This window comes from Polaromonas aquatica (assembly GCF_050626995.1).
GTDB classification, from domain to species: Bacteria; Pseudomonadota; Gammaproteobacteria; order Burkholderiales; family Burkholderiaceae_C; genus Polaromonas; species Polaromonas aquatica_A.
In genome coordinates, this window is sequence record NZ_CP192467.1 from 2,422,224 (window position 1) to 2,448,077 (window position 25,854).

Here is a 25,854-nt window from a genome sequence, read left to right on the forward strand (position 1 = left end):
TTGCTGGCAATGCCTTTCAAGCCCTTGATGCCTCCATGGCGCTCAGAGCGATTCGAGAAACTTCACCAGTGCGGTGCGCTCCTGGGCATTCATCTTCAGGACCTTGTCCTTGCTGGCCTTGGCCTCCCCGTCGTGCCAGAGCACAGCTTCGAGCGGTCCGCGCGCGCGGCCGTCGTGTAGCAGGCGGTTGTGGCCGTTGACATCAGGCACCAGTCCAATACCCCACAGCGGCGGTGTGCGCCACTGCCGTCCATTGGCCAGGAAGTCGGGCCGTCCGTCGGCCAGGCCTTCGCCCATGTCGTGCAGCAGCAGGTCGGTGTAGGGCCAGATGGTCTGGCCCTGCACGGCCTTGCTGCTCAAACGCGGGAAGGGGCTTTCACCGGTGACGTAGCTTGGGCGATGGCAGGCGGCGCATTGCGCCTGGGCAAACAGTTTCTGCCCTTGTATCACCTGCATGTCCTTCGGGTTGCGGCGCGCCGCCGGTGCCAGCGTGGTCTCATAAAAAACCACATCGTCGAATGTCTTCTCGTCAATCTCCGGGGCCTTGCCCTGCGCGCCGCGCGGCGCCGCCAGGCAGTCTTTCTGTGCGGCTGTGCAGGTGTCTTTCTGGAAGACCGGTGAGGTGATGCCCATGTCGCCCAGGAACGCGCCGGCAGTCTGGTGGGCCAGGGTCGCGACATTCGCCTTCCAGCCGAAGCGCCCCACGCGCAACTGCTGCGTTGGCGCGTCCCATACCTGGTTGACGACACCGCGCACCGGGCCGCCCAGGGCCGTCTGATCCCGCGCATTGCGCAGGATTTCCGCTTCGGGAATCGCTTCGAGCAAACCCACGCCCGCCATTTGCGGCGCGATGCGCGGGCTCACCATCACATCTTTGGCCATCGGGCCGTAGTTCAGCTTGCTGAAACCGTAGCGGGGCTTTTGCAATTGATACGGCGTGCCGTCGGCAAACTTGCCGCGCACCACCTCGTAGCGCAACGAGATCTGCCCCTCGGGCAACACATTCAGCACCGCGAAGTTCGAAAACTGGTCGCCGTACACCGCATCGGGCAGCGGCCCGCCGTGCGCGTCTTTGCCGGGAATCGACAGGCGCAGCAACAGGCCGACCGGCTGGTCGGCCAGGCCGCGCTTGAAGTCGGGCGGCGCACCGCGGCCGTCCTGCACATGGCAGCCGCCGCAGGAGCGCGCGATGAAGTGCGGACCCAGCCCGTCGCGCGCAGTGGTGGAGGCAGGCGCCTGCACCCAGTTGCGTTTGAAAAAAGAATTGCCGATGACAAAACGCGTGCGCTCTTCATCGGGCAGGTTGGCCAGCGGAAATGAAAACGCGTTGTGGCCGGTGGCAAACACCGTGGTGTCGCCGCCGGTTTTTTCGTCGTCAGGCGCATCCGCCGGCGCGCTGGGCCCGGCTGCCGCAGCCCAGAACGCCAGCCCGGCAAGGCTTGTGACGGCCAGGGACGCCAACACCTTTCGCGGGGCGCTGGTGAACGTCAAGGGCGGGTTGGCGCGGGACACGAATCCGGTACTCAGGGTTTGACCAGCGTCAGCTTGGTGATGCCGGCGGCATTGGCGGCTTCCACCAGGTCCTTGCTTTGCTGCACCAGGCTGTCGACGGTCTTTTGCACACGCAACCGGCCGGCCGCATCTTTGGCGCCGGTGATTTCGCGGTCAAACGGCGCCTGGATGCCTTCCGCGGCGGCGACGGAAGCGGCGAGCTGCTTCGTCGTGCGCTCGGCCAGCGCCGGATTTTTATCGGCGACCAGGTCGCGCAGTGACGGGCCGGCCAGCGTGGTGCCGTCGGCGCGCTTGTACTGTCCCAGCCAGACGTTCTGGATGCCCTTGGCGTTGGCCACTACATCGCGGTGGGTGTTGTCGGAGAAGCACGAGTGCTCGTCTTCCTGGTCCTTGCTGGCCAGGGCTACTTCGAGGCGTTCGCCGGCGAGTTCGCCGCGTGAGAGCGAGCCCAGGCCGACAAAAATCTTGCGCACCGATTCCATGCCGCCACGCTCAAACTTCGCGCGGTAAGACTTTGCCGTGGGTGCCCAGGCTTTGGTCAGGGTGCCGAGGTCGTCGACCAGCAGCTCGGTCACCACCTTGAGGTACTGGCGGCGGCGGTCGGCGTTGGGCTTCTTGCCGTCCACAAAATCTTCAAACGAACGGTTGCCCGGGCCGGTGGCGCTCAGGTCCTGGCCCCACAGCAGGAACTCAATGGCGTGCCAGCCGGTGGCGATGTTTTCTTCGCCGTTGCGCTCGTTCAGGCTGGACAGCTGTTTTTTGCTGAGGGTGACTTTGCGGTTGTTGATGATGCCGGCGGTGGGCGTGTCTTTTACGTAGTCGACATAAGACTCGTCCATGGGCCAGGCGTTGATGCGGCCTTCGGGACCGTTTTTGTCGTCGATCGGGCCGCCGTAGAAGCGGAAGGCCTCGGTCTGGCCGTAAAACTCGCGGGCATCCAGCCAGGCCTTGCGCGCGGCCTTGAGGCCGTCATCCGATGGCGCATCGGTAAAAGCCTGGACGGCCTTTTGCAGGACAAGCGCGCTGGCCAGGGTGTCGTCATAGTTGGACTGCACCAGATGGGCGTAGTGTTTGGCCACGGCCGCTGCGGTGGTGGCCGGTGCCGCCAGTGTGCCAGGCACCGTGCCGGCCGCTGCCGTTGCGGGCTGGGCCATGGCGGGCCCTGCAAGCAGCGCCACCAGGACGGCAAGCACGGCGGGTTTCATTGCTGGTTTCATGACGACTCCTGTGTCTTTTGTTAATCGGGCAAAAGCGCGATTATACAAATGAGAATCGTTATCAATAACAAAAACAGGGAGATTGCTGTGTAACCGGATGCGGAGCCGGCGCGACCGTTCAGGGCCGGTGTTGCCTGCCGGGCTTTCTTCGCGCCTCATAGCGCTTCATCAGCGGCGTGACCGAAATGCCATGGGCAATGACCGAGACCACGACGACGGCAAGCGTGATCGACAGCAACTGCTGGGCAAGCGCGCGTTCGATGTTGTGGTTGATGGCGTACAGCAGGTAATAAAGCGAGCCGATACCGCGAATGCCAAACCAGGCCATCAATCGGCGTTGCGAGCCCCGGACCGGCGTGCCCAGTAGGCCGAAATAAACCGCCACCGGCCGGATCACCAGGAACAGCACCGGAATGAACCACAGTACCTCCGCACGAAAGCGCACGGTGGCCACCAGCACGCCCACAGCCAGCACGATGGCGACCTCCACAAAACTTTCGAGCTGGCTGTTAAAGCGCTGCACCGCGCGCATCATGTGCGCCGGCGCCTCTGCGCCCGAGGCTTCCTGGTCGTCCGGGCTCAGTGCTTCGTCGGGCACGGCCGGTGCCGGGGGCACAGGCCGCACGTCGGGCTCATCGATGCGGCGCAGCGCCAGGCCCGCCGCAAACACCGCCAGAAAACCATAGGTGTGAAAGAGCAGCGCCAGCCCATACGTCAACCCGATAAGCCCCAGGGCGATGAACTCATCCGAGCCCAGCGCTTCCCGGTGGCGCATGCGCAGGTAAAGAATGGCGCGGCCCACCAGTGTGCCCAGCATCCAGCCAAGGGCCAGACCGCCGGCCACAGCCCACACCACATCAACAGCCCACCAGCGCCAGCCGCCATCCCCGAGTTCATGCAGGCCCAGCAGGCCGAGCCCGAGCATCACAAACGGAAAAGCCGTCCCGTCGTTCAGCCCGCCCTCGCCGGTCAGGCCATACCGCAGGCGGTCACGGTCGCCAGGGTTGGCGACCTGCACGTCGGAGGCCAGCACCGGGTCAGTCGGCGCCAGGATGGCGCCTAGCAGCACAGCAGCGCCCACGGGCAGGTTCAGCACATAAACGCCAAGTGCGGTGATGGCCGCCACGGTGATCACCATGGACACCGTCGCGAGTTGCACCGGGATGCGCCAGCGTCCATCGCGCAGGCGGAAATCGAGCTTCATGCCGGCGGTGAACAGCGAGATCAGCACGGCCACTTCGGTGAGGCGTTCCAGCAGCACCGTGTTCTTGAGGGCGTCGAGCTTGAGCAGCCCCAGCCCGACCGGACTGATCGCCACGCCGACGCACAGGTAAAGCATGGCGGCGCTCAGCGGCAACCGTGCGATGAAAGAGCCGCCCAACGTCATGGCGATCAGCAATCCGCCGGCGACGATGCAGGCCAGGGTGAAGGTGGTGGGCTCGGCAAAAGTCATCGCCCCAGCTTACGGCAAGCGCAAGCGTCCGGGTATCAGCCGGAGCGCCGTTGCGGTGCTGGCGGACCGCCCCGACTGTGCGCGCTTGCGCTCCGGTTTACAAGGGTAAAAGGCGTTCTAGCCAATAAATACCGGCGCAGGCAGCTATGAAAAGTATAGCAGCCGCATGACGCCGTGACGGCCGCTACCAATCCACCAGGCTCAGGCCGATGCTCAGAACATTGCGCTTTCGGTTGTAGTCCACCAGGCTGTCGCCGTAGCCACTGAAAAGCTGCACGTGGTAGCGCAGGCCGGTGTAGTTGGGCGATGAGGCCGGTGCCATCATCCAGTCAAAGCGGGCGGAGCCGCGGGCTTCCTTGCGCAGGGAGTGCCGCAGCGTGACGCCCACGGTATTGGCTTTGTTGATCTGCCAGCTGCCTGTGACTTCGGCGCGGCCCACGTAGTTTTCAATGCCGGGGTTGTCGTCGTTGCCGGAGGATTCCTTCATGCGATCCCAGATGCGCCCTTGCAGGATCAGGCCCGAATCCTGGCCCAGCGTTTTTTCGGCGGCACCCATCAGGTAGACGCGATTCCAGCTGCGCGACAGCGGCAGCGACTGGCCGTTGGACTGGTGCACAACCCCCACGCCCGAGAGCCGGTAGTTCCAGCCGCCGGCCAGCGGGATCTGGTGCGGGTAGATGTAAAGGGCTTCGGGTTCGTGGTCGGTGGTGCGGAAGGGCCGCGAAATGGCGCCGTTGAACAGCTGCCAATAGCTTTGCTGCGTGTAGCCGAACCATACCGAATCATGGTCGTCGTCATCGTTGTCGCCATTCTTCAGCAGGCCTTTGGCGACCTTGGTGCGCACCGACAGCTGGATTTTGTTTTCAGTGCGCATGTAAGGCTGGGATGTCAGCGCAGTGTGCCCCGCGGAGGGGGAAGAGGGCTGCATGTTGACGCTGTCGGACGTGACGACGGCCAGTGAGATCGGCCGGTAGCCGCGCAGGGCGAAGGTGTCACAGTCGGTGCCGCGCTGGAGCTCCCAGAAGCGGGAGAGCTCGGAGTACTTGGTGTTCTTGCAGCCGATCGGTTTGCCGTCGGGCGCTTCGGTGTTGAGCGAAGGCAGCAGCAACACCGGAGTGGCCGGCTGGCCGGTCTGGGGATTGGCTGGCGCCGTGGTCAAGCTGGGTGCCGGCATGTTGGCGGGAGTTTGCGCATCAGCCCACTGCTGAAAACAGGTGAGCTGCGCCGCAGGGTCGCCCTTCATGGCCTGGCAGGTTTGCCAGCCGAGGCTGGAAGGCCGGTTGGCCGGCGGGACGATCGCAGGCAGGGTGGGCGCGGCGGCGGGCGCTACTTGCGCGTGCGCCGTGGCGGCACTCCCCAGAAGGGCCAGGAGGGCCAGGAGGGCCAGGACACCCGGACGTGCCGCAGCGGCAAGTGGAAGGAGTTTCAGTTGCATGGGGTAGCTCTTCAAGGTCTTGCAGTCGCGCGGTCAGGGCAGCCTGGTCAGGGTGAAAGGCACATCGGGGGCGTTGTCGGGGGCGCTGCTGCTGGTGTCTTTCCAGGCGCCCCTGAAGGCCTTGCCGCAGGATCCTTCGACCATCTCCCCGTTCCAGGTGCCGGTGATGCTGACGTTGTCGGAGGACTCGTCGAGCAGCAGCATGCCGCCCTCCAGGTCGCCGGCCAGCGCGGCCTTGGCAGCGTGTCCGGCAATGGCTTTGGAACCGGCGGCGGGCCCCAGGTCGCGGCTCACGATGCCGGCCAGGCTGTCAGAAAATTCCGCGTGCTGTTCCAGCAGCATGGTGGCGCGGGCGGGCAAGCCGGCGGGTGGGCGTTCGAAGCGCACCGTCCACAAGCCGTAGAGCTGGGCGGCCTTCATGTCCGTGGCGGCCATGCACGCGGCGTCAGGCTTGTTCTGGGCTGTGGCGCCCGCGGATACTGCGCAAACAGCTATAAAAAAAGGAGCTAATCGAAAGAAATTCAAGGTCATCAACAAATGAACGCCCTGCCTGGGTCTCCCAGTGCGGGCTTGGAAAAGAAAACCTTGCGAACCGGAAGCCGTGAAGCGACACAGCGGGTACCCGAGCTGGCAAAGTGGGGCGGCTGAACAGCGCGCAAGCCGCAAAGCTTGCGCACTATCTCACGAATACTTCTTCTATCAGGTGGGGCACAGGTAAAACCCCAAGAGTTGAAACCATTTGTAAGTTGACACTGGGGCCTCTTCCCGATTTTTACCCGTTTCCGTTACCGAAAGAGGTCCGTCATGATGCGTATTTACCAACATGTGTGTGTGCTGGCTGTTGCCCTGATGGCCGGCCAGGCGGGGGCGCAGGGCGCGCCCCTGGTGTTTGCGGTGAACGAAGGCGTGACTTACCGTGTCAACCCCGGCGCCACGGTCGAGCGCTTCCGGGAATTGTCCGATGACCTGGGCAAGCTGCTGAAGCGGCCCGTCAAGGTGCAGGCCGTGACCGACTACAAGGAACTGGCCGCCGGCCTGGCCGAGCAGCGCTACGGTCTTGCCTATGTGCATCCGGCGCATCATTCCATCCGGGCGCTGTCCAAAAACGGCTACAACCTTGTCGCGGTGACCAAGGGCTTCACCGAGTACAGCGCCTCTTTCATGGTGCGAAGCGATTCTCCGCTCAAGTCGATCAACGACTTGAAGGGCCTCAAGATAGGCGCGCCCAGCGAGGACTCTATTACCTCGGTGATCATGCGGGCTACCCTGCGTGACGCCCTCGGGCCGCAACCGCTGGAAACCGTCTATGTGAAGCTGCAGGATGCCGTGCCTTTCATGGTGGAGCACAACATGGTGGCTTCAGGCGTCACCGCATCACGTGCAGTGGTGAAAGACTGGCAGAGCAAGGGCGGCAAGGTGTTGGCCACCAGCAAGCCCGTGCCCATCAAGCACCTGATCGCCAGCAACAAGCTGACCGATGCGGAGCGCGCCCAACTCACCGCCTACTTTGTGGGGCTGGACCAATCCGCGGACGGCAAAAAGCGGCTGGAAGCGCTCACCGTACAGGGATTTTCCGAGTATGACCAGGCCAAGCTGATGGACCTGGGTAAATGGCTGGGGCTGTAATGTTCCATTCCTATTTAAGTACGATAGGTCGTTGCAGCCCCCTTGCCGTGCCAGGGCTAACAGGCCCTATGCACTGTCTGCGGGGGCGCGCCTAATCTCGGTCCGAACCAGGAACGGGAGTTCGGGCTCAGCGTTAGCGCGTCTCTGACGCTGCCGCTGCGGCCGCAATCCCGTCGGCAGACTTCTTCGCAAACTCCGCGCGCAAGGCCTTGAGCTTTTCGCGCGGGTCTTCTTTCACGGTGGCTTTGTCCAGCGCCATTTCGGCGATGAAGCGGCTGGGGGCGCCGGGAATCATGTCGCGGCCTTTTTTGCGTTTTCGCAGCCAGTTGACGGCCAGCGTGCGTTGCGCGCGGGTGATGCCCACGTACATCAGGCGGCGTTCTTCCTGCAGGCGCAGGGCGATGCTGTCGGTGTTGATGCCGTCATCGTCTTCGAGTTTGAAGGGCAGCAGGCCTTCGTTCACGCCGGCCAGCACCACGTGCGGCCACTCCAGGCCTTTGGCGGCGTGCAGGGTGGACAGGGTGACCACGTTCTGGTCGCCTTCGCGCTCGCTGATGGTTGAAAGCAGCGCGATCGTCTGCACCACTTCCAGCATGGTTTTGGTTTCGGCTGCGACCACTGCGCCCGAGGTGTCGTCGATCTGCCCGCCGCAGCGCTGGGCCACCCAGTCGCAAAAATCCATCACGTTGGTCCAGCGCGCGGCGGCGAGCTTTTCGCTGTCTTCGCCGTCGTACAGGTGTTTCTCATAATCGATTTCCTTGAGCCAGTCGTTCAGGAAAGCGCGCGCGTCTTCCGCGCCCACGGTGCGCTTGGCACGATATTCCAGGTCATTGAGGTAGCGGCCAAACTCATGCAGTGAGCCAACCGCTTTGGCCGGCAGCACCGAGCCCAGCGAGTTGCTGAAGAGCGCTTCGAAGAGGCTTTGTTTCGACTGGCTGGCGAAGTTGCCTAAAGCGCCCAGCGTGGTGTGGCCGATGCCACGCTTGGGCGTGGTCACCGCGCGCATAAACGCCGGGTCGTCGTTGTTGTTCACCAGCAGTCGCATCCAGCAGCACAGGTCCTTGATCTCGGCGCGGTCAAAAAAGCTTTGCCCGCCTGAGACCTTGTAGGGGATGTTGGCCTTGCGAAAGGCTTTCTCAAACGGCTTGGCCAGGTGGTTGGCGCGGTACAGCACGCAAAAGTCTTTCCACTCCTTGTACTGCCCGCCCTCGGCCTGCAGGCTGCCTTCGGCGCGCAGGCTCTGGATGCGGGCCACCACGCGCTCCGCTTCATGTTCTTCGCTGTCGCAGTCGATCACACGCACCGGCTCGCCTTCGCCGAGTTCGCTGAACAGCGTCTTCGGGAACAGCTTCGGGTTGGGGCCGATCACATTGTTGGCCGCGCGCAGGATGGCGCTGGTCGAGCGGTAGTTCTGCTCGAGCTTCACCACCTTGAGGTTGGGGTAGTCCTGTGGCAGCTTTTTAAGGTTGTCCAGCGTGGCGCCGCGCCAGCCATAGATGGATTGGTCGTCGTCGCCCACCGCGGTGAAGCGCCCGCGCGGGCCCACCAGTAGCTTGAGCATTTCGTATTGGGTGGCATTGGTGTCTTGGTATTCATCGACCAGCACATGGCCCAAAGAGTCCTGCCATTTGGTGCGCACGCTCTCGTGCTCGCGCAGCAGCTTGAGCGGCAAGCCCACCAGGTCGTCAAAGTCCACGCTCTGGTAGGCCGTCAGGCGCTCTTCATAATGCGCCATCACGCGGGCGATGGTGCGCTCTTCGTCGCCGTTGGCTTGGGCCATGGCTTCGGCTGCATTCAGGCCCATGTTCTTCCACAGGCTGATGGTCCACTGCCATTGCTTTGCCGTGGCCGCATCGGTGCTGCCGCCTGCATCTTTGATGATGCTGGTCACGTCATCGCTGTCGAGAATCGAGAACTGGGGCTTGAGGCCCAGCGCCGCGCCGTCCTGGCGCAGCATGCGCACACCCAGGGCGTGGAAGGTGCAGATCAGAACGCCTTTGGCGCTTTTGCCGATCAGCGTCTTGGCGCGCTCGCGCATTTCGGCGGCGGCCTTGTTGGTAAACGTGATGGCGGCGATCTGCTCCGGCTTCAGGCCCGACTGGATCAGGCGGCCTATCTTGTGCGTGATCACCCGTGTCTTGCCCGAACCGGCGCCCGCCAATACCAGGCAGGGGCCATGCAGGTAATTGACGGCTTCTTGTTGGGCGAGGTTGAGTCCGGAGGCGATGGGGGACGCAGGAGAGGGTGACGACATGCAGGCAGACGGGTGGAGGCCGAGGAATCCAGACAGGAACAAAGGGTCAGCGCGAATCATAGCCAGTCAGCGGCGATCAGCCTTTTCGGGGATTTACCTGTGGTTTGCCGGTGACAATACGCTTTGTGCTAAGCATTCTTATCATCACCTTCCCGTTTTTTGCCCTGGTCCTCTGCGGTTATGTGGCCGCGCGCCGCGGCCTGCTTCCGCAGCTGGCCATCCCCGGCCTCAACACCTTTGTGCTGTATTTCGCGGTGCCCTGCATGCTCTACCGCTTCGGCGCCGGCACGCCGATCGCGCAGCTGCTGGACACCAGCCTGGTCGCCGTCTATCTGGTATGCGCGCTGCTGATGGTAGCCTTTACAGTGATGCTCACGCGCAAGGGCCGTATTGCATGGAACGATGCGTCCTTTGGTGCGCTGGTCGCGGCTTTTCCCAACACCGGCTTCATGGGCGTACCTCTTTTGGTGGCGCTGCTGGGCGCGCAGGCCGCCGGCCCGGCCATCGCCACCATCCTGATTGACTTGCTGGTCACGAGCTCGTTGTGCATCGCGTTGTCGCGGCTGGATTCGGCCGACATCCACGGCGCCGAGGTTGCCGCGCAGAAAGCACTGAAGGGTGTGGCGCTCAATCCCATGCCCTGGGCCATCGTGCTGGGCGCGCTGTCGTCGGGCTTTGGGGTGGCGCTGCCTGGGCCGGTGATGCAGACCGTTGGGCTGCTGGCCGACGCCGCCTCGCCGGTGGCGCTGTTCACCGTAGGCGCAGTGCTGGCCCGCTCGCAGATGAACAGCGTGGCGGCCATGCCGCTCAGGGACTACGTGCCGGTGGCGTTGATCAAGCTTGTGGTCCATCCGGTGCTCGTCGGCCTGGTGGGGCTCGGCGCCATCGCGCTGGGTGTGCCGCTGGGGCGTTTTGCGCTCACCGTGATCGTGCTGGTGGCGGCCCTGCCCAGCGCCAGCAACGTGACACTGCTGGCCGAGCGGTTCGGTGCCGACAACGGGCGTATCGCCCGCATCATTTTGCTGTCGACGGTGCTCGCTTTCTTCAGCTTCTCGGCGGCAGTGGCCCTGCTGACCTGAACCTGGCACGCGGTCTTTCCGACCGCTGTTACAAAAAAACTGAAAAAAGACAGTCCCACGCTGTCGATTTCGCTCCCTCCATTCGTCTTACCCACAAGAGCAGGATGTTTCTGCCCGGGTTGTCCGGGCTCTCCGCTCCCAACGCAACCCAAAGGAGTCCGAAATGAAATTCATGGTTCTCATCAAAGCCGACAAGCACAGCGAAGCCGGCGAAATGCCCAGCGAACAACTGCTGGCCGACATGGGCAAGTTCAACGAATCACTGGTCAAGGCCGGCGTCATGCTGGCGGGTGAGGGACTGCACCCCAGTTCAAAAGGCGCACGCGTCCGGTTTTCCGGCAACAAGCGCACGGTCATCGACGGGCCTTTCCCCGAGACCAAAGAGCTCGTGGCCGGCTTCTGGATGCTGCAGGTCTCATCGAAAGAAGAGGCGATTGAATGGGTCAAGCGCTGCCCTTTACCGCCCGGGAGCGAAGCGGAAATCGAAATCCGCCAGGTGTTTTCGGCTGAGGACTTTGGCGCCGAATTCACGCCTGAACTTCGCGAAGCGGAAGACCGCCTGCGCCAGCAGATGGAAGCGCAGGCCGGCCGCTGAGCCGAGTTTGAGGTAAAAACCGGGGACCGCTGCACCTTAGGAGACCTCACGCATGCAATACATGATCCTGCGCAAATCCGATGCGAGCACCGAGGCGGGCGAGCTGCCCAGTCCCGCCCTGCTGGCCGCCATGGGCACTTACAACGAAGAGCTGGCCAAGGCCGGCATGCTGCTGGGCGGTGAGGGCCTGCAGGCCAGTTCAAAGGGCGCACTCATCCGGTTTTCGGGCGGCAAGCCCACGGTCATCGACGGTCCCTTCACCGAAGCCAAAGAGCTGATTGCCGGTTTCACCATGATCGAGGCGGCCTCGCGGGAAGAGGCCCTGGAGTGGCTCAAGCGCTGGCCCCAGGAAGATGCAAACGGCAATACCTCGCTGGAGATCCGTGAAGGCGGTTGTCCCGGCGGCTTGCGTGGCGTCGCTGGCGAGGAGGCGCCGCCTTTGCCTGAGGGCTTTCGCCGCTTCATGATTTTGCTCAAGGCCAATGAAAGGGCCGAGGCTGGCATCGTGCCTGACAGCCAGTGGTTGGGGCGCATGGCCCAGCACAACGACGAGGCCGTCAAGGCGGGCGTGCTGCTGATGGGCGAAGGCCTCAAGCCCAGCGCCAGTGCGTCCCGCATGAAATTCACCCGGGGCAAACCCAGCGTGATGGACGGGCCGTTTGCCGAAGCCAAGGAATTGCTGGCCGGCTTCTGGATCATCCAGGCACGGTCGCTGCAGGCGGCGGTGGACTGGGCGCTGGCTTATCCCTTTCCGTTTCGCGACACGGAAGAGGTGGAGGTCGAGGTCCGGCTGCTTTACGAAGCCGGTGATTTCGCCGCGGCCTGACGTTCAGGGGCGGTGGCCAAAAATAATTTGAATATTTTTGGCAGGACATGTCGATTTCGCGTTTTCCGTTCGTCGTACCAGTGAGCAGACGCTTTTTGCAGGGCCCGGCAGGCCCGAAAACCCGGCGCTCACCCATTCATTGAAGTGAACGAACACAAAAAGGGGATTTACATGTTCAAAACCATTGCCATCATCGCCGCCGTCGCCATTGTGGTTTTTATCGTCGCCGTGCTGATACTGGCTTCCAACAAGCCCGATACCTTCCGAGTGCAGCGCCAGACCACCATCCAGGCGCCGCCCGAAAAGATCTTTCCGCTGATCAACGACTACAAGCAGTGGACCGCCTGGTCGCCGTATGAAAAGAAGGACCCGGCCATGAAGCGCAGCTTCAGCGGCCCGGCCACCGGCAAGGGCTCAGCCTACGCTTGGGAAGGCAAGGAAGTCGGCACGGGCGACATGCTGATCACCGAGTCCGTGCCGTCCTCCGTGGTCAGGATAGACCTGAACTTCAGCAAACCCTTTGAAGCCCACAACAAGGTGGTGTTTACCATCCAGCCGCAGGCCGGCGGCAGCGTTGTGAGCTGGGACATGTCCGGCCCCGCGCCCCTTCTATCCAGGGTCATGCATGTCTTCTTCAATATCGACAAGATGGTGGGCAACGACTTTGAAGCCGGCCTGGCTGCCATGAAGGCTGCAGCGGAAAAGTAAAGCTGACCCACTCATCTTCCCCCTCACACTCAAGGAGTATTCAAATGCGATTCATGATGCTGATGATCCCCAAAGGCTACGAAACCGCCGCTGCAGGCACGCTGCCTGATGCCGACGCCGTCGCCGCGATGATGAAATACAACGAGGAGCTGCAAAAAGCCGGCGTGCTGCTCTCGCTCGAAGGCCTGCACCCACCCGCCATGGGCGCGCGCGTGACCTTCCCCGGCGGCAAGCCGCGTGTGAGCGACGGCCCCTTCGCCGAAGCCCGCGAAGTGCTGGGCGGCTTCTGGATGATCGATGTGGCGTCGCGCGAAGAAGCCATCAAATGGGCCTCACGCTGCCCTGCAGGTGAAAACGAAATCATCGAAGTGCGCCAGGTGCAGGAGATGTCGGACTTCCCACCAGACGTGCAGGAAGCCGCCGCCGGCTTCACCGAGATGCAGCAAAGCGCCGCAAAAAAAAGCAAGGGCGCCTGAAGCCGCATGGCGTCGCATGAAACTCACCGTGCCATCGATGCCGTCTGGCGCATCGAGTCGGCCAAGGTCATCGCCAAGGTTGCACGCATGGTGCAAGAGGTGGGCCTGGCCGAAGAGATCGCGCAAGACGCGCTGGTCACCGCGCTGGAGCGCTGGCCAAAGACGGGCGTTCCGGACAACCCGGGCGCCTGGCTCATGGCGGTGGCCAAGCACCGCGCCATCGATTACCTGCGGCGGCGCAAGCTGCTCGCGCTCAAACACGAAGAGCTGGGCCATGAACTCGAGCTGGAGCAAGAAATGGCTTTCGCCGACGTAGACGAGCCCGGCTCCGGAGATGACGGCGCCGACGACTACGGTGACGACCTGCTGCGGCTGATCTTCACCGCCTGCCATCCGGTGCTTTCGACCGAGGCACGCATCGCGCTCACGCTGCGGCTGCTGGGCGGCCTCAGCACCGATGAAATCGCGCGTGCCTTTCTTGTGCCCGAGCCCACGGTGGCCCAGCGCATCGTGCGCGCCAAGCGCACCCTGGCCGAGGCGCGTGTGCCCTTTGAGGTGCCGGGCCCCGAAGAGCGCGGCGCACGGCTGTCCTCGGTGCTGGAAGTCATCTACCTGATCTTCAACGAAGGCTACTCGGCCACTTCGGGTGGCGACTGGATGCGGCCCGCACTGTGCGATGAAGCCTTGCGCCTGGGACGTGTGCTGGCCGAGCTGGCGACGCAGGAGCCCGAAGTTCACGGCCTGGTGGCGCTCATGGAAATCCAGGCCTCGCGCGCCAAGGCGCGCACCGGGCCTTCGGGTGAGCCCATCTTGCTGCTGGAGCAAAACCGCGCAAGCTGGGACCACATCCTGATACGCCGCGGCTTTGCTGCACTGGCGCGCGCCGAGGCCTTGGGTGGCGCGCTGGGGCCCTATGCGCTGCAGGCCGCAATTGCCGCGTGCCACGCGCGCGCACCCACCGGCGCCGACACCGACTGGCAGCGCATCGCCGCGCTCTATGACGCGCTGGCACAGCTCATGCCCTCGCCGGTGGTGGAACTCAACCGCGCCGTGGCGCTGGCCATGGCTTTTGGCCCGGCGACAGGGTTGGAGGTGGCCGATGCGCTGCTCACCGAGCCCTTGATGAAAAACTACCACCTGCTGCCCAGCGTGCGCGCCGACTTCCTGTTCAAGCTCGGCCGGCTGGAAGAAGCCCATGCGGAGTTCGAACGCGCCGCATCGCTTACGCGCAACCTGCGTGAGCGTGAGCTGCTGCTGGGGCGCGCCGAGGCCTGCAGGCCCGGATCTACACCGCGCCTTTCCTGACGCGCTTCAGGCTGCGGGCCTGCGGCCGCCCAGCATGCAGGCGATGGCCGCCAGTTGCAGCAGCACCGTCGCGCCGAAGTAAAGGCCAGTGCCTGAACCGAGATGAGCGGGGCCTCCGTTGGCGGTCACCAGCAAAAGGGCAAACGTAGCCGGCGCCAGCGCCCACAGCCCTTGCGACATCGCGACGATCAACGCCACCACGCGTGGAACATCTTCCTTGACGAACTCCACCTGCGCAACCAGCGGTGGCAGCGAGGTCGCGTTGCCGATGCCGACGCCGAACAACACCACGCCCAGCAGGATCAGCGCGGTCTGGTGTTCCGCAGCGGCCGCCAGCAGCAGCGAGCCGGCAATCTGCACCGCGTAGCTCACGCTGGCCACCAGCCGCCGGTCGGCATCCGCCGGCATGCATTTGGCGACGAGGGTGCGCCCACCAATGGCGCAGGCAGTGGCCAGCGCCATTGCCAGGCCGGCGCCCTGGGCACTGAGCGCCGACACCAGCAGCGAATACAAATGCGTGATCAGGCCGGCCTGCGCGAACAGGCTCAGCGCCATCGCGGCGGCCAGCGTGCGAAAGCTGCGATCACGCCATAGCAGGCGGCCCGGCAGCGGCCTGGCGTGCGTGGAAGTGATGCTGCGTGAAGGCGTGCCGGGTGCGTCGCCGTCGGGCTGCTGGCCCAGGCGCTCCGGTGTTTGTGCCACCACCAAAAAGCAGAGGCAGGCCACAACGATCAGCATGGCCGCGCCCACCAGCACGGTGGCGGCGGTAAAGCCCATCGCGGCAATAAGCGCGCCCCACAATGGCGAGAAAATCACGCCGCCCAGGCTGGCGCCGTTGTAGGCCTTGGCCAGCGCCATGGGACGGCCATGCGCAAACCACGGCGAGATAATGGCGTTGATACCGGCCGCGCCCATGGTGACCCAGCCGCCGCCCGTCAGCATTGCCGCCACAAACAGTTGCCAGGGTTGCGCGGCCAGGGCCCAGCCCACCAGACCCGCAGCCAGCGCGGCGCAACCTGCGGCCGCGGTGGCGGCTACGCCCAGCCGGGCATGGAAGCGCGGGAGGCAAGCCACCACACCGGCACCGAACAGGAAGTGAAATGTCACGGCGGCTGACACCAGCGGCAAAGCCCAGCCGGTGCGCGCGAGCACCGCGTGCAGAAAAATTGCCGGGCTGTAGAAACCCACGCCCCAGCCGAAGATGGCCAATACAAATGCCGCGCGCACTACGGTGGGGCCGTAAAAGCCGCGCGGCTTGCGCGGCTGCAGCGCTGGGGTCATTGGCAGTTCCATGGAGTCCTCTTGTGAGAAGGCAGCGGCTGCTGCATGGCCTCATGGTGCAGCGAAGAGGGCGCGCGATGCTTCGTCACCGGGCGAAGCATGGGCTGGGCGATGCTGCTAAGGTTGCAGCTGTAGAGATTTACAGCCATGAACACCAATCAGATCGCACACATCGCTTCGCTCGTCGGCGAGCCGGCCCGCACCGCCATGCTGATGGAGCTGCTGGACGGCCGCTCGCTCACCGCCCATGAACTCGCCGGCGTGGGCAACGTATCGCCGCAAACCGCCAGCCGCCACCTGGCCCTGATGGTTGAAGGCGGCTTGCTGCGTGTGGAGCAGCACGGCCGCCATCGTTATCACCGCCTGGCTTCTGTCGACGTGGCCCGGGTGCTGGAAGGCATCACGCAACTGGCGGCGCAAAACGCACCCATCCCGCGCCGCGCTGTGGTGCCCGGCCCCAAAGACGCCGCCATGCGTATGGCGCGCAGCTGCTACGACCACCTCGCCGGCCGCCTCGGCGTGGCCATCGCCCATCGCCTGCTGGCCGACGGCGCCATCACCTTTGACGGCGAAGCAGGCCATGTGACCGACAAAGCCGGCGCCGTGCTGGCGCGCCTGGGCATTGACCTGTCAGCCTCGCCGGACAGCGCCAACACCAGGCGGCCTTACTGCCGGCCGTGCCTCGACTGGAGCGAGCGGCGCTTTCATGTCGCCGGGCAACTGGGCACGCTGATCTGCACACACAGCCTGGAGCGCGGCTGGCTCTTGCGCCGCCAGGGCATGCGCGCGCTGGAGATCACGCCCAAGGGCGTGGCGGCGCTGCGGGACTGGATGGGGCAGGAGGATTGGCGGCAGGTGACCGGAGGCGATGCGTTTCCCGCGCGACTCGCCGCTTGAACCGGCGTGTCGTCATCCGCGCAACCACTCCGCCCTTAACAAGCCCGTCATGCACTCATCCTTGAGCGTGCCGTCGGCCAGGCAGAGATAAGCTTGCCGCCGCTTACCCTCCAGCCGGTAACCAAAGCGCTGCTGCATGGCGAAGGAGGCGTCATTGCCTTTGAAGAATCCGTTCTCCAGCCGCCTGAGCTGCAAGTCCTCAAAAGCAAACCGGATCTTTTCCGCAAAGGCCTCGCTTCCATAACCGAGGCCCTGGTAGCTGGCATTGATCCAGATTCCGCCGCCGGCTGTACCCTGCACGCGGTTGACGCGATTCAAACTGACGCCGCCAATAACTTTTCCGGTTGCCGATACTTCGATCGCAAATTCGTACTGCGCGCGGCGCATACCTTCCTGTTGAAACTGCAGGCAAAGCGCAATCCAGCGCCCGGCATCAGTCTGCGTGTAAGGATGCGGCACAAACGCGAGCCACTGCGAGACACGCAGGTCATTGAGCCCTTCGATGAGGTCGGGCACATCGGCTGCCTTCCAGTCCCTGAGAACCAGCCGGGCGGTCTCAAGGCGCAGACCGGTTGCCTTCGGTGAATGTTCCATGCTGTCTTCCGGGCGGTTCATCTCGTCCCCTAGATTGCGATGGGATCGACGTCGATCGCCCAACGGATCAGGCTTTTGAACTCAGCCTGCTGGCGCGTCTCAAACAGCGCCGGTTGCCAGGCCGCCAGAAAGCGCTGCAGGGCAACGCGTGAAGGGCTTTCGACCAGCATCTGTGCGCGTTCGATATTGGCCACGCGCTGTATCGTCATCGGCACGGCCGGGTAAGCGGTGACCTGACCATTCCCTATGAGTTGCTGCGCTTCGGCGTGGGCCGCAGCAGCGTTCAGGAAGCCTTGTGCGACGGCCTGCTCGCGTGCCTCGGCGCGCACCAACGCTGAAAAACCGAAGGGCGACATGCCTGCAGCTTCACGTTCTGCCAGCTGCTGCGCGGCAAAGCCGGGATAGTCGTGTTTCTTCAGCGCTTCAAAAAGCGGATGGTCGGGGTGGAAGGTTTGCACCCACATTTCGCTTGCGCCGCTGCGCCGGGCATCGCGGCCTGCGCGACCTCCTGCCTGCATCAAGAGGCTGAACAGGCGCTCGGGTGCGCGGAAGTCGCTGGAGAACAGCGCGCCGTCGGGGTTGATGGCCGCCACCAGCGTGATGTGCCGGAAGTCGTGGCCCTTGGCGATCATCTGCGTGCCGACCAGCACGTCGACCTCGCCGGCATGCACGCTGGCCAGCTGGGATTCGAGCGCACCCTTGAGCCGCGTGGTGTCGGCGTCGATCCGGGCAATGCGCGGCGGCTCCCCGTCGGGCCGCTTCACGCCGGCCAGCAGTTCGGCCAGATGCTCTTCAAGCCGTTCGGTGCCGCGCCCCACGGGTGCGATGTCGATGTTGCCGCAGCTCGGGCAGGCGCGCGGCACGCGTTCGGTGAAGCCGCAGTGATGGCAGCGCAAGGTCCGGTCTATCTTGTGGAAGACGCGGTAGGCGCTGCAGTGCGGGCATTCGCTTTTCCAGCCGCAGTCGTGGCAGGCCAGCACGGGCGCATAGCCGCGGCGGTTGAGAAAGATCAGCGATTGCTCGCCACGCGCCACGCGCTGCGCAATCGCGTCCAGTAGCGGCGGGGCGATGACGCAGTGCTTGGGTTGATGGTTCATGTCCACACGCCGAACGGTGGGCAGACTACCTTGCCCGGCTTGTGTGTCGGGCTCCCTTACTTCTGCGCTGAGCCTGGCAGGCGTGCCTATGCGCTCACTCATGATCAGGCGTTGGTAGCGGCCAGCCAGCGTCGCCTGCCAGCTTTCCAGCGACGGCGTGGCAGAGCCCAGCAGCACTCTGCACGGACCATGGCCGTGCGTGGCGTCTTCGGTTTCGATCTTGGCTCGGTACACCGCCAGGTCGCGCGCCGAATAGCGGGCGCCCTCCTGCTGCTTGTAGCTCGGGTCGTGTTCTTCATCGACCACCAGCAGGCGCAGGTTGGGCATGGAAGCAAACACCGCCATGCGCGTGCCCAGCACCAGGCGCGCATGGCCGGCATGGGCCGCCAGCCAGCTTTTCAGGCGCTGGGCCGGCGTCAGGCCGCTGTGCAGGGCCACCACGCGCTCTTTGCCCAGGTGGGCAAAGCGTTCTTCAAACCGCGCCTGCAGTTGCGGCGTGAGATTGATCTCGGGCACCATCACCAGCACCTGTGCTGTCGGGTCTTGTTCCAGCACGCGGGCTGCGGCGCGCAAATAGACCTCGGTCTTGCCGCTGCCGGTGGCGCCAAACAGCAGTGCGGGCCGGGAATCAGCATCAAATTCAGTTATAGCCATTGCCTGTTCTTGGCTAAGCGCTATTAAATTGATAGTGGATGGGGCGTGACTGGTGTCCGCCACCGGGCGTTTGAGGCGCCGGGCCAACTGCACGCTGCTGAGGTCGCGCAGTTGCGGCGGCAGCGCCGCGAGGGCCACCTCCCCCAAAGAGCGCTGGTAGTAGCTCGCGGTGAATTGCACCAGCTTTCGCCAGGTGGCCGAAAGCGGGGGCAACCCTTCCAGCACACCCGCGACGTGGCGCGTCTGCATTTCCAGCAAGGCGCCGCTGTCGGGCAAAGCTTCCCACACCACCCCAAGGACTTCCCGTTTACCCAACGGCACCCGCACCAGTGCACCCACAGCAAGCGGCAACTCGCTTTGGTAGGTCAATGGTCCTGCGATGGAACTGTGTGCAGGTGCAGCAACGGCGACTTGAAGCCAATAGCTCATTTGGAGTAACTAAATGTGTTTACTTCTTGAGAAATACATCCAGATAATGCGCTAAGTCCTTGATTTACCATCGCTTTACAGATTTCCAGTTTTTCTGTGGATAACTTTGTTGATAGCTTGTCGTGGTGCGTCGCGAGGCCTTGTAAATCAAGGCTTTGCTTAAACTGCCCGGAAAAAAAGCAGTTTAAAGTCTCTATATAAATCAACAACTTACGCGCGCTATTGCTTTGATAGCGAACCATGCTGCCCGCGTACACCATTGCGGCACCGCAACACGATTTTTGTGCATAAGTCCGGACGCCATCGCCCGTTTTTGTGCTAGCCATGGTTGAAATCACTCATCCGCTGGCGTTTTAGGACGTAAACGGAAAGTTTAGGTACCGGCGGCGCGCATGCTGCGAGAGTGAGCGTGCACTGCGCGAACCAGCACTTCCACACTTTCAGGCGGTGTGTGCTGGCTGATGCCATGTCCGAGGTTGAAAATATGCGTCGGCCCCGTCTTGTTGGCATCGGTATGGGGCATGCCAAAGCTGTCCAGGACGTGCTTCACCTCGGTTTCAATCTGCGCCGGGTTGGCAAACAGCACGTTGGGGTCCAGGTTGCCTTGCAGCGCTTTGGCGTGGGGGCCGTTCTCCCCCACCAGAGCGCGCGCTTTGGCCAGGTTGACCGTCCAGTCCAGCCCCAGCACTTCGCAGTCCAGCTGCGCCATCGCATCCAGCCACTGGCCTCCGCCCTTGGTGAACACCAGGCGCGGGATTTTCACGCCCTCATGTTCGCGTTTGAGTTGGGCCAGCACGCGGGCGGTGTAGGCCAGGCTGAAGGTCTTGAAGGCCGCGTCGGCCAGCACGCCGCCCCAGCTGTCGAAAATCATCACGGCCTGGGCGCCGGCCTCGATCTGAGCGTTCAGGTAGACGGCTACCGCGTCGGCATTCACGGCCAGCATCTTGTGCATCAGGTCGGGGCGCTGGTACAGCATGGTCTTGACCAGGCGGTAGTCGTCCGAGCCCGCGCCTTCGACCATATAGCAGGCCAGCGTCCAGGGACTGCCCGAAAAGCCGATCAGCGGCACGCGGCCGTTCAGGGCCTTGCGGATGGAGGTGACGGCGTCGAACACATAGCGCAGCTTGTTCATATCCGGGACTTCCAGCCGGGCCACGGCCGCCTCGTCGCGCACCGGCGTGGCAAAGCGCGGGCCCTCGCCCAGCGCGAAGGACAGGCCCAAGCCCATGGCGTCGGGAACGGTCAGGATGTCGCTGAACAGGATGGCGGCGTCCAGCGGATAGCGCTCCAGCGGTTGCAGCGTGACCTCGGTGGCGTAGTCCGTATTGGTGGCCAGGCCCATGAAGCTGCCGGCCTGGGCCCGCGTGGCCCGGTATTCCGGCAGGTAGCGGCCGGCCTGGCGCATCAGCCAGACGGGGGTGTGATCGGTCGCCTGGCGAAGGCAGGCGCGCAAGAAAGTATCGTTTTGAAGGGGTGCGAACATGCACCAATTGTCTCAGGTGTGACGCAGCGCCTGCTGGCCTCTTTACCTGTCTGGATTTACCATGGCTGCACGGGCAATGCCTGCGCCTGTGAACAACTTCCAGGGGCTAATTCATGCGCATGAACGACCAGGAGTATTTCCGCAGTTGTATCGCCAAGGAGCGCCATCTGGCCCAGCTGTTGGGCCATGTGCACATAGAGGAGTGCTATGAAAGCGCGGGCACGCTCTGGGACAGCAACCGGGCTCTGCCGCAATGGACGCGTGACTGGCAGGCTTGCGGACCCCTGATGACCCAGTACGGGATCACCGTGAACTACGGCGAAGACTCAGAGCCGGCAAGCATCACTTTTGCGCAAGTCGGATCTACCGTGGTTCACTTTGCGGACCATCCCACGCGGGACCGCGCGGTGATGTACGGCATCGTCAAGGAATTGATCTTCCTGCTGGAGCACGGCAAGGTCACGCCGGCAACGATTGCATGAAAGCCTCCAGCTCGCCGATGGGCAGGGGCTTGCAAAACAGGTAACCCTGGTAGCACTCGCAGCCGTGGCGTGACAGGAAGTCGCGCTGCGCCTCGGTTTCAACGCCCTCGGCGACCACACCCAGCCCCAGGCTCTGCGCCAGGCCGATGATGGTGCGCGCGATGGCCGCGTCGTTCGGGTCGCGCAGGATGTCTTCTACAAAGGACCTGTCGATTTTCAGCTGGTCCAGCGGCAGGCGCTTGAGGCACGAAAGCGAGGAATATCCCATGCCGAAGTCATCGAGCGATAAGGTGACACCCATGGCCTTGAGCTTCGCCATCTTGGTGATGGTGATGTCCATGTCATCGGCAAGCAGGCTTTCAGTCAGCTCCAGCTTGAGCTTGTGGGGGCTGACCCTGGTTTCTTTCAGGGCGGCCATCACAAGGTCGACAAACTCAGGATGGCGGAACTGCCTGACGCTCACGTTGACTGCGATGCTCAGTGCCGCCGTTTCGGGGCGCCTGGCCCAGGCGGCCAGTTGCCAGCACGCTGTCTCCAGGGCCCATTGGCCCAGTGGCAGGATCAGCCCGGCTTCTTCGGCCGCCGGGATGAATTCCGCGGGTGGAACCAGCCCGCGCTCGGAATGCTGCCAGCGCAGCAATGCCTCCACACCCGTCATGCGGCCGTCGCGTCCGACTTGGGGCTGGTAGTACAGCAGAAACTGGCTTTCGCGCAGGCCGCGGCGCAGGTCCGACTGCAGCGCTACGCTGGCCGTTACCGCTGCCTGCATCACAGGGTCAAAAAAGCAGATGGTATTGCGCCCGGACATCTTGGCCTGGTACATGGCCAGGTCGGCCTGTTTCAGGAGGTCCCCGATGTTGGTATGGGTGTGGTCAAACGAGGTGATGCCGATGCTGCAGGTGCTGTAGTGCTGATAGTCCCCCAACAGGTAGGGCTCGCTGAGCGCGGCAAGAATCTGCTCGCCGACCGCTTCGGCCTTTGCTGCGGCTTCCTGCGGGTCGTGACTCAGGTCCTCCAGCATGACGACAAACTCGTCCCCGCCCAGGCGCGCCACCGTGTCGGCCTTGCTCACACAGGCCGCAAGGCGCGCGGCGACCTGCTGCAAAAGCAGGTCGCCCTTCTGGTGGCCCATGGTGTCGTTCAGGGTCTTGAAGTTGTCCAGGTCGATGAACATCAGGACACCCTCGCGTGGGTGGTGAGGACTGTGGCTCAGGGCGTGCTCCAGCCGGTCCATCAGCAGCTGGCGGTTCGGCAGCTGCGTCAGCGGATCGTAAAAGGCCAGGTGCTTGATTTCGCTTTCCGCCACCTTGCGCCGGGTGATATCGCGTCCCACAGCCACCCAGTGGGTAAAGAAAACACCGGTATCGTCGGCGACCGGCACGATGTCGACCTCCATCCAGAAATGGCTGCCGTCTTTTTTGTAGGTGATGAGCTCGGCCTGTATCGGCTCACCATGCAGGAACGCCGTGCGAATACGGTCCAGCTCATCGGCCTGGGTCAGGGGACCGCACAACATCCGCGGTGAACGGCCCAGTGCCTCGTCCGGGCTGTAGCCTGTGTGCCGCTGGAATGCATGATTGGCAAAGATGATCCGCAGCCCCTGCTTTCCGGTGGGCATGGCTTCGGTGATGAGCACGATGTCGTTCAGGCGCGAAATGCTGGTCTCCAGCAGCATGAGCTGCTCGCGTGCCTTGCGCCTCTCGCTGATGTCCCGAAAGAATACAGCCAGCCCGTCTGGAAACGGGTAGGCGCGCACTTCAAACCAGATGTCCAGCGGGCTGTACAGGGCTTCAAACTCCACCTGGTAATTGCCCTCGACGGCTGCCCTGACCTGTTCTGAAAAAGCGGTGTTGATCGCGCCCGGAAACTCCTTCCAGATGCTTTTGCCCAGCAACCTGGCGCTGGGTTTTTGCAGCAAGCGCTCGCCCTCCCTGTTGAGATAGGTAAAACGCCACTGGGGATCGAGGGTGTAAAAACCTTCCGTAATGCTTTCAAGCGTGATGCCCAGGCGCGTGGCCAGCCGGTGGGCGTCTTCTTCGGTCTGCCTCATGGCTGTGCGAACGCGGCTGAGCTCGGCATCCAGCAGCTGGCGCTCCTCGTGTTGCCGCTGCAGGTTGAGCTGGCCTGCGACCAGTCCGGCAAGCGTGGCCAGGTCTTCTTCCTGCGCAGGGCTCAAGCTTCGCGGCACCCTGTCCATGACCGCCAGAGCGCCCAGCAGCACGCCATCTTCCCGCACCAGCGGAACACCCCGGTAAAAGTGGATACCGGGTGCTGCGCGCGCAGGCAGCGGTGGCACGCGCGGCGGTGTCTCCAGTGTGGCGGCACACAAACGGACGAGGCCTTCGCGCTCCTCTGCGGCAAAGCCGCTGCCCGTGCTGAAGACCAGCTCGCCGTTTTCAAGCCGCACCACAAGACCGATGGAAGTGCCGCACGCGCGAGCTGCCAGCAGCCCGAGGTTCGCACCGGAATGGGGCGGTTGCGCTGAACTTTCGCCAGGTTGGGGCAGGGCCTTGGGGCCGGACGCGGAATCGGTAAGGGAAATGGACACGGGATAACTACCTGCTCATTGAACACACCAACAGATGATGCTGATGGATTGCGTCACGTTTTTTTTATGAGATTTGAAAGCGTTGGAGCGATCGTGTTGCAAAACGTTCCAGCTCTTACTTGCGCAGGATGTTGTCCTACGCTGCAGTATGGACCTGGCTCACCGAGAATGTCAGAGCCGCCCTGCATGCTGCAGCATCTCTCCCCGGGTGTTCTTCCCCCGGGTGATTCACTGGCTTCCCAACTCACGCTCAAACCAGGCAAGGACACATGACGGATTACGAACTTGATCAGTTGCAGCAATGTCCTGACGTCGCCACCTTGCAGTCAAGACTGCGAGATCTGTGCAGCCGATTCGGCTCAGTGACCCAGCTCAATATCCTGCCCTCAGCCCATGCCGGCAAGCAGCAGGTCTTATGCCTCCTGCGAATGGCATCAGCCGAAGAAGAAGCCCAGCTGATGAGCGGCCTGGGTATCGGCCGGTTCGGCGGCGAACTGGTGGTCGTGATCGATCTGCATTCGCCGGCACTGCCGGTGGCGGCGGAGCTGTTTGGCTCGGCCGCCTAGCCGGCCGCAGCGGCATCCGCGTCAGGGTGCTTGAGCAGCAGGCGGTCCAGCGCGTTCAGGGTCTCAAACGACTCTGCAAAGTCAGCAAACAGCGCTGCGTTGTCGGGTGCGGCGGCCTTGCCTTGCCAGCTTGCGCGGAACAGGTCAAAAATTTCACCAAAGCTTCTGCGGCCATCTATCAGTGCCAGGATCTTCGGTCCATATTTTCCGGGGTTGACCATGACCGAAACTCCGGAGTGCTGATGCTGGAGCAGGAAGGGCTGCCCACGGTTGCGGCCGAACACCTGCGCCGCGATTTCACCTGTCAGGGGCTCGTGGAAGAAAAAGGGAATGTACTGCGCGTCGCCATAAGGCGCGGTGCAGCTGGCGTCCCGGGTGGCATACAGTGAATGGGTGATGATGTTGCCTATCATCAGTTCGGCCATTTCATGTTGGCGCCGGCGCGGCAACTTGCGCAGTGCTGCGGCCATGTTGGGCGGTTTGCTGCCCAGCACCATATGGGGCAGGTAAGGTGAACGGCCTCGCTGCACATCGGTGAAAGCCAGGTGCATGCCATATCCATCCTCCAGCCAGTCAAACAGCTCGCCGGCCGTGTAGGAGCGATCCTGCGAATGCAGCAGCAGGTCATAGATGCCGGCGTCACCCGCCTTGTGGTCATGGTGCAGGTCTTCGCTGCGCATGAACCAGTTGCTGGCCGGCAAGCTGGCCAGGAGATCACGGGCGTTGGCGATTTTTCGCTGCTCATTCAGGGGCTCGCCGCCGGGGTTGTCATTGACGAGGCGCATCAGCGCCTGCATCTGGTAGACACCTGTGCGGCCGGTGGTGGCGTAGACCATCAGGCCGATCGCACCGTCATCCTTGAGCACGCTGCGCAGCGCCTTGAATCCCAGATCCGGATCCGCCAGATGGTGCAGCACGCCGCTGCAGTTGATGTAATCGAATTTCCCCACATCGAGCGACGGCAGGTTCAGCAACGAGTCATGCACCCAGGTGATGTTGTTCAGGCCGCGAATCTCGGCGCGCCGTTTTGCCAGGGCAATGCTGGCTTCACTCATGTCCAGATGCACCACCTGGGCATTGGCGGCGTTGACGGCCCGCAGTTGTTCGGCCAGGAAAATCGTGGCATCCCCCGTGCCGCCGCCTGCCATCAGCGCCCTGAAGCCTTTTTGAAACGACTGCTTTCCGGCAAAACAGTAGTGATTGATCATGGGCAGGTCTTCCAGCCAGGTCAGCACCAGCCGCTTGCGGTCCTCTTCCGGGTCTCGGGCTGGATAAGGCAGAGCCTCGTATTGGCTTCTGACTTGAGGCAGGTAGTTATCAGGCATGGCATCTTCCAG

General features: G+C 63.3%; 23 protein-coding genes. 10 read left to right on the forward strand and 13 right to left on the reverse strand.

Annotated elements, in window-relative coordinates; all coding sequences use genetic code 11:
* Window positions 1-42: 42 nt before the first annotated feature.
* The 5 genes from ACQ4MS_RS11615 to ACQ4MS_RS11635 form a co-directional block, all read right to left on the reverse strand.
* Window positions 43-1,512: a di-heme oxidoredictase family protein gene (locus ACQ4MS_RS11615; RefSeq protein ID WP_431094600.1), complete on the reverse strand. Its 1,470-nt coding sequence runs from the start codon at window positions 1,510-1,512 to the stop codon at window positions 43-45.
* 11 nt (window positions 1,513-1,523) lie between these two features.
* Window positions 1,524-2,729, reverse strand: a complete 1,206-nt coding sequence (locus ACQ4MS_RS11620; RefSeq protein WP_431094602.1) for an imelysin family protein — start codon at window positions 2,727-2,729, stop codon at window positions 1,524-1,526.
* A 118-nt stretch (window positions 2,730-2,847) separates the two neighbouring features.
* Window positions 2,848-4,182, reverse strand: a complete 1,335-nt coding sequence (locus tag ACQ4MS_RS11625) for a cation:proton antiporter (RefSeq protein WP_431094604.1) — start codon at window positions 4,180-4,182, stop codon at window positions 2,848-2,850.
* A 184-nt stretch (window positions 4,183-4,366) separates the two neighbouring features.
* Window positions 4,367-5,617, reverse strand: coding sequence for a phospholipase A (locus ACQ4MS_RS11630; protein WP_431094606.1), 1,251 nt, complete (start codon window positions 5,615-5,617; stop codon window positions 4,367-4,369).
* A 33-nt stretch (window positions 5,618-5,650) separates the two neighbouring features.
* Window positions 5,651-6,052 carry a hypothetical protein gene (locus ACQ4MS_RS11635; protein ID WP_431094608.1) on the reverse strand — a complete coding sequence of 134 codons (402 nt, stop codon included), beginning with the start codon at window positions 6,050-6,052 and terminating at the stop codon, window positions 5,651-5,653.
* 369 nt (window positions 6,053-6,421) lie between these two features.
* Here ACQ4MS_RS11635 and ACQ4MS_RS11640 point away from each other — a divergent pair, with 369 nt between their 5' ends.
* Window positions 6,422-7,243 carry a phosphate/phosphite/phosphonate ABC transporter substrate-binding protein gene (locus ACQ4MS_RS11640; protein WP_431094610.1) on the forward strand — a complete coding sequence of 274 codons (822 nt, stop codon included), beginning with the start codon at window positions 6,422-6,424 and terminating at the stop codon, window positions 7,241-7,243.
* 133 nt (window positions 7,244-7,376) lie between these two features.
* Here the strand turns inward: ACQ4MS_RS11640 and ACQ4MS_RS11645 are convergent, their stop codons facing one another.
* The gene (locus ACQ4MS_RS11645; protein WP_431094612.1) at window positions 7,377-9,497 is read right to left on the reverse strand and encodes an ATP-dependent helicase; all 2,121 of its coding nucleotides are present in this window, start codon (window positions 9,495-9,497) and stop codon (window positions 7,377-7,379) included.
* A 125-nt stretch (window positions 9,498-9,622) separates the two neighbouring features.
* On the opposite strand from ACQ4MS_RS11645, the gene ACQ4MS_RS11650 reads away from it, so the two are divergent.
* From ACQ4MS_RS11650 to ACQ4MS_RS11675, 6 genes are all read left to right on the forward strand, one after another.
* On the forward strand, window positions 9,623-10,576 hold the full coding sequence (locus tag ACQ4MS_RS11650; protein ID WP_431094614.1) for an AEC family transporter: 954 nt from the start codon (window positions 9,623-9,625) through the stop codon (window positions 10,574-10,576).
* A gap of 163 nt (window positions 10,577-10,739) precedes the next feature.
* Window positions 10,740-11,171, forward strand: a complete 432-nt coding sequence (locus ACQ4MS_RS11655; protein WP_431094616.1) for a YciI family protein — start codon at window positions 10,740-10,742, stop codon at window positions 11,169-11,171.
* Between the two features lie 52 nt (window positions 11,172-11,223).
* On the forward strand, window positions 11,224-11,997 hold the full coding sequence (locus ACQ4MS_RS11660) for a YciI family protein (RefSeq protein ID WP_431094618.1): 774 nt from the start codon (window positions 11,224-11,226) through the stop codon (window positions 11,995-11,997).
* 171 nt (window positions 11,998-12,168) lie between these two features.
* Complete coding sequence (locus ACQ4MS_RS11665) at window positions 12,169-12,705, forward strand: SRPBCC family protein (RefSeq protein ID WP_431094620.1); 537 nt, start codon at window positions 12,169-12,171, stop codon at window positions 12,703-12,705.
* Window positions 12,706-12,749: 44 nt separating this feature from the next.
* Window positions 12,750-13,181 (forward strand): YciI family protein, encoded by a 432-nt coding sequence (locus ACQ4MS_RS11670; protein ID WP_431094622.1) that lies wholly within the window; start codon window positions 12,750-12,752, stop codon window positions 13,179-13,181.
* A 6-nt stretch (window positions 13,182-13,187) separates the two neighbouring features.
* On the forward strand, window positions 13,188-14,486 hold the full coding sequence (locus tag ACQ4MS_RS11675; RefSeq protein ID WP_431094624.1) for an RNA polymerase sigma factor: 1,299 nt from the start codon (window positions 13,188-13,190) through the stop codon (window positions 14,484-14,486).
* 6 nt (window positions 14,487-14,492) lie between these two features.
* On the opposite strand, the gene ACQ4MS_RS11680 is transcribed toward ACQ4MS_RS11675, so the two are convergent.
* Window positions 14,493-15,779, reverse strand: a complete 1,287-nt coding sequence (locus ACQ4MS_RS11680) for an MFS transporter (protein ID WP_431094626.1) — start codon at window positions 15,777-15,779, stop codon at window positions 14,493-14,495.
* Window positions 15,780-15,914: 135 nt separating this feature from the next.
* Between ACQ4MS_RS11680 and ACQ4MS_RS11685 the strand changes: the two genes are divergently transcribed.
* Window positions 15,915-16,664, forward strand: a complete 750-nt coding sequence (locus ACQ4MS_RS11685; protein ID WP_431094628.1) for an ArsR/SmtB family transcription factor — start codon at window positions 15,915-15,917, stop codon at window positions 16,662-16,664.
* A 12-nt stretch (window positions 16,665-16,676) separates the two neighbouring features.
* Here ACQ4MS_RS11685 and ACQ4MS_RS11690 read toward each other — a convergent pair whose 3' ends face one another.
* From ACQ4MS_RS11690 to hemE, 4 genes are read right to left on the reverse strand one after another with little or no spacing between them, the layout of a single operon-like run.
* Window positions 16,677-17,321, reverse strand: coding sequence for a GNAT family N-acetyltransferase (locus ACQ4MS_RS11690; protein ID WP_431094630.1), 645 nt, complete (start codon window positions 17,319-17,321; stop codon window positions 16,677-16,679).
* Window positions 17,288-19,438, reverse strand: a complete 2,151-nt coding sequence (gene priA / locus ACQ4MS_RS11695; RefSeq protein ID WP_431094632.1) for a replication restart helicase PriA — start codon at window positions 19,436-19,438, stop codon at window positions 17,288-17,290. Before priA ends, ACQ4MS_RS11690 begins: the two co-directional genes overlap by 34 nt.
* Entirely contained in the window at window positions 19,435-19,764 is a 330-nt protein-coding gene (locus tag ACQ4MS_RS11700; RefSeq protein ID WP_431094634.1) for a hypothetical protein, read from the reverse strand. The genes priA and ACQ4MS_RS11700 overlap by 4 nt, the downstream gene beginning before the upstream one ends.
* A 47-nt stretch (window positions 19,765-19,811) precedes the next feature.
* On the reverse strand, window positions 19,812-20,921 hold the full coding sequence (hemE, locus tag ACQ4MS_RS11705; RefSeq protein ID WP_431094636.1) for a uroporphyrinogen decarboxylase: 1,110 nt from the start codon (window positions 20,919-20,921) through the stop codon (window positions 19,812-19,814).
* Between the two features lie 113 nt (window positions 20,922-21,034).
* On the opposite strand from hemE, the gene ACQ4MS_RS11710 reads away from it, so the two are divergent.
* Window positions 21,035-21,403 carry an aminoacyl-tRNA synthetase gene (locus ACQ4MS_RS11710; protein ID WP_431094638.1) on the forward strand — a complete coding sequence of 123 codons (369 nt, stop codon included), beginning with the start codon at window positions 21,035-21,037 and terminating at the stop codon, window positions 21,401-21,403.
* Here the strand turns inward: ACQ4MS_RS11710 and ACQ4MS_RS11715 are convergent.
* Window positions 21,381-23,951, reverse strand: a complete 2,571-nt coding sequence (locus ACQ4MS_RS11715; RefSeq protein ID WP_431094640.1) for an EAL domain-containing protein — start codon at window positions 23,949-23,951, stop codon at window positions 21,381-21,383. The genes ACQ4MS_RS11710 and ACQ4MS_RS11715 overlap by 23 nt on opposite strands.
* 269 nt (window positions 23,952-24,220) lie before the next feature.
* Here ACQ4MS_RS11715 and ACQ4MS_RS11720 point away from each other — a divergent pair, with 269 nt between their 5' ends.
* On the forward strand, window positions 24,221-24,517 hold the full coding sequence (locus ACQ4MS_RS11720) for a hypothetical protein (RefSeq protein ID WP_431094642.1): 297 nt from the start codon (window positions 24,221-24,223) through the stop codon (window positions 24,515-24,517).
* Here ACQ4MS_RS11720 and ACQ4MS_RS11725 read toward each other — a convergent pair.
* On the reverse strand, window positions 24,514-25,842 hold the full coding sequence (locus ACQ4MS_RS11725) for a class I SAM-dependent methyltransferase (RefSeq protein ID WP_431094644.1): 1,329 nt from the start codon (window positions 25,840-25,842) through the stop codon (window positions 24,514-24,516). The genes ACQ4MS_RS11720 and ACQ4MS_RS11725 overlap by 4 nt on opposite strands.
* Window positions 25,843-25,854: the final 12 nt, after the last annotated feature.

What these genes read in the sequence shown, in the direction of transcription:
- ACQ4MS_RS11620 (WP_431094602.1), bottom strand. Translation starts at nt 2,729, where the DNA reads ATGAAACCAGCAATGAAACCCGCCGTGCTTGCCGTCCTGGTGGCGCTG.
- ACQ4MS_RS11625 (WP_431094604.1), bottom strand. Translation starts at nt 4,182, where the DNA reads ATGACTTTTGCCGAGCCCACCACCTTCACCCTGGCCTGCATCGTCGCC.
- ACQ4MS_RS11630 (WP_431094606.1), bottom strand. Translation starts at nt 5,617, where the DNA reads ATGCAACTGAAACTCCTTCCACTTGCCGCTGCGGCACGTCCGGGTGTC.
- ACQ4MS_RS11635 (WP_431094608.1), bottom strand. Translation starts at nt 6,052, where the DNA reads ATGGCCGCCACGGACATGAAGGCCGCCCAGCTCTACGGCTTGTGGACG.
- ACQ4MS_RS11640 (WP_431094610.1), top strand. Translation starts at nt 6,422, where the DNA reads ATGATGCGTATTTACCAACATGTGTGTGTGCTGGCTGTTGCCCTGATG.
- ACQ4MS_RS11645 (WP_431094612.1), bottom strand. Translation starts at nt 9,497, where the DNA reads ATGTCGTCACCCTCTCCTGCGTCCCCCATCGCCTCCGGACTCAACCTC.
- ACQ4MS_RS11655 (WP_431094616.1), top strand. Translation starts at nt 10,740, where the DNA reads ATGAAATTCATGGTTCTCATCAAAGCCGACAAGCACAGCGAAGCCGGC.
- ACQ4MS_RS11660 (WP_431094618.1), top strand. Translation starts at nt 11,224, where the DNA reads ATGCAATACATGATCCTGCGCAAATCCGATGCGAGCACCGAGGCGGGC.
- ACQ4MS_RS11665 (WP_431094620.1), top strand. Translation starts at nt 12,169, where the DNA reads ATGTTCAAAACCATTGCCATCATCGCCGCCGTCGCCATTGTGGTTTTT.
- ACQ4MS_RS11670 (WP_431094622.1), top strand. Translation starts at nt 12,750, where the DNA reads ATGCGATTCATGATGCTGATGATCCCCAAAGGCTACGAAACCGCCGCT.
- ACQ4MS_RS11675 (WP_431094624.1), top strand. Translation starts at nt 13,188, where the DNA reads ATGGCGTCGCATGAAACTCACCGTGCCATCGATGCCGTCTGGCGCATC.
- ACQ4MS_RS11680 (WP_431094626.1), bottom strand. Translation starts at nt 15,779, where the DNA reads ATGGAACTGCCAATGACCCCAGCGCTGCAGCCGCGCAAGCCGCGCGGC.
- ACQ4MS_RS11685 (WP_431094628.1), top strand. Translation starts at nt 15,915, where the DNA reads ATGAACACCAATCAGATCGCACACATCGCTTCGCTCGTCGGCGAGCCG.
- priA (WP_431094632.1), bottom strand. Translation starts at nt 19,438, where the DNA reads ATGAGCTATTGGCTTCAAGTCGCCGTTGCTGCACCTGCACACAGTTCC.
- ACQ4MS_RS11700 (WP_431094634.1), bottom strand. Translation starts at nt 19,764, where the DNA reads ATGGCTAGCACAAAAACGGGCGATGGCGTCCGGACTTATGCACAAAAA.
- hemE (WP_431094636.1), bottom strand. Translation starts at nt 20,921, where the DNA reads ATGTTCGCACCCCTTCAAAACGATACTTTCTTGCGCGCCTGCCTTCGC.
- ACQ4MS_RS11710 (WP_431094638.1), top strand. Translation starts at nt 21,035, where the DNA reads ATGCGCATGAACGACCAGGAGTATTTCCGCAGTTGTATCGCCAAGGAG.
- ACQ4MS_RS11720 (WP_431094642.1), top strand. Translation starts at nt 24,221, where the DNA reads ATGACGGATTACGAACTTGATCAGTTGCAGCAATGTCCTGACGTCGCC.
- ACQ4MS_RS11725 (WP_431094644.1), bottom strand. Translation starts at nt 25,842, where the DNA reads ATGCCTGATAACTACCTGCCTCAAGTCAGAAGCCAATACGAGGCTCTG.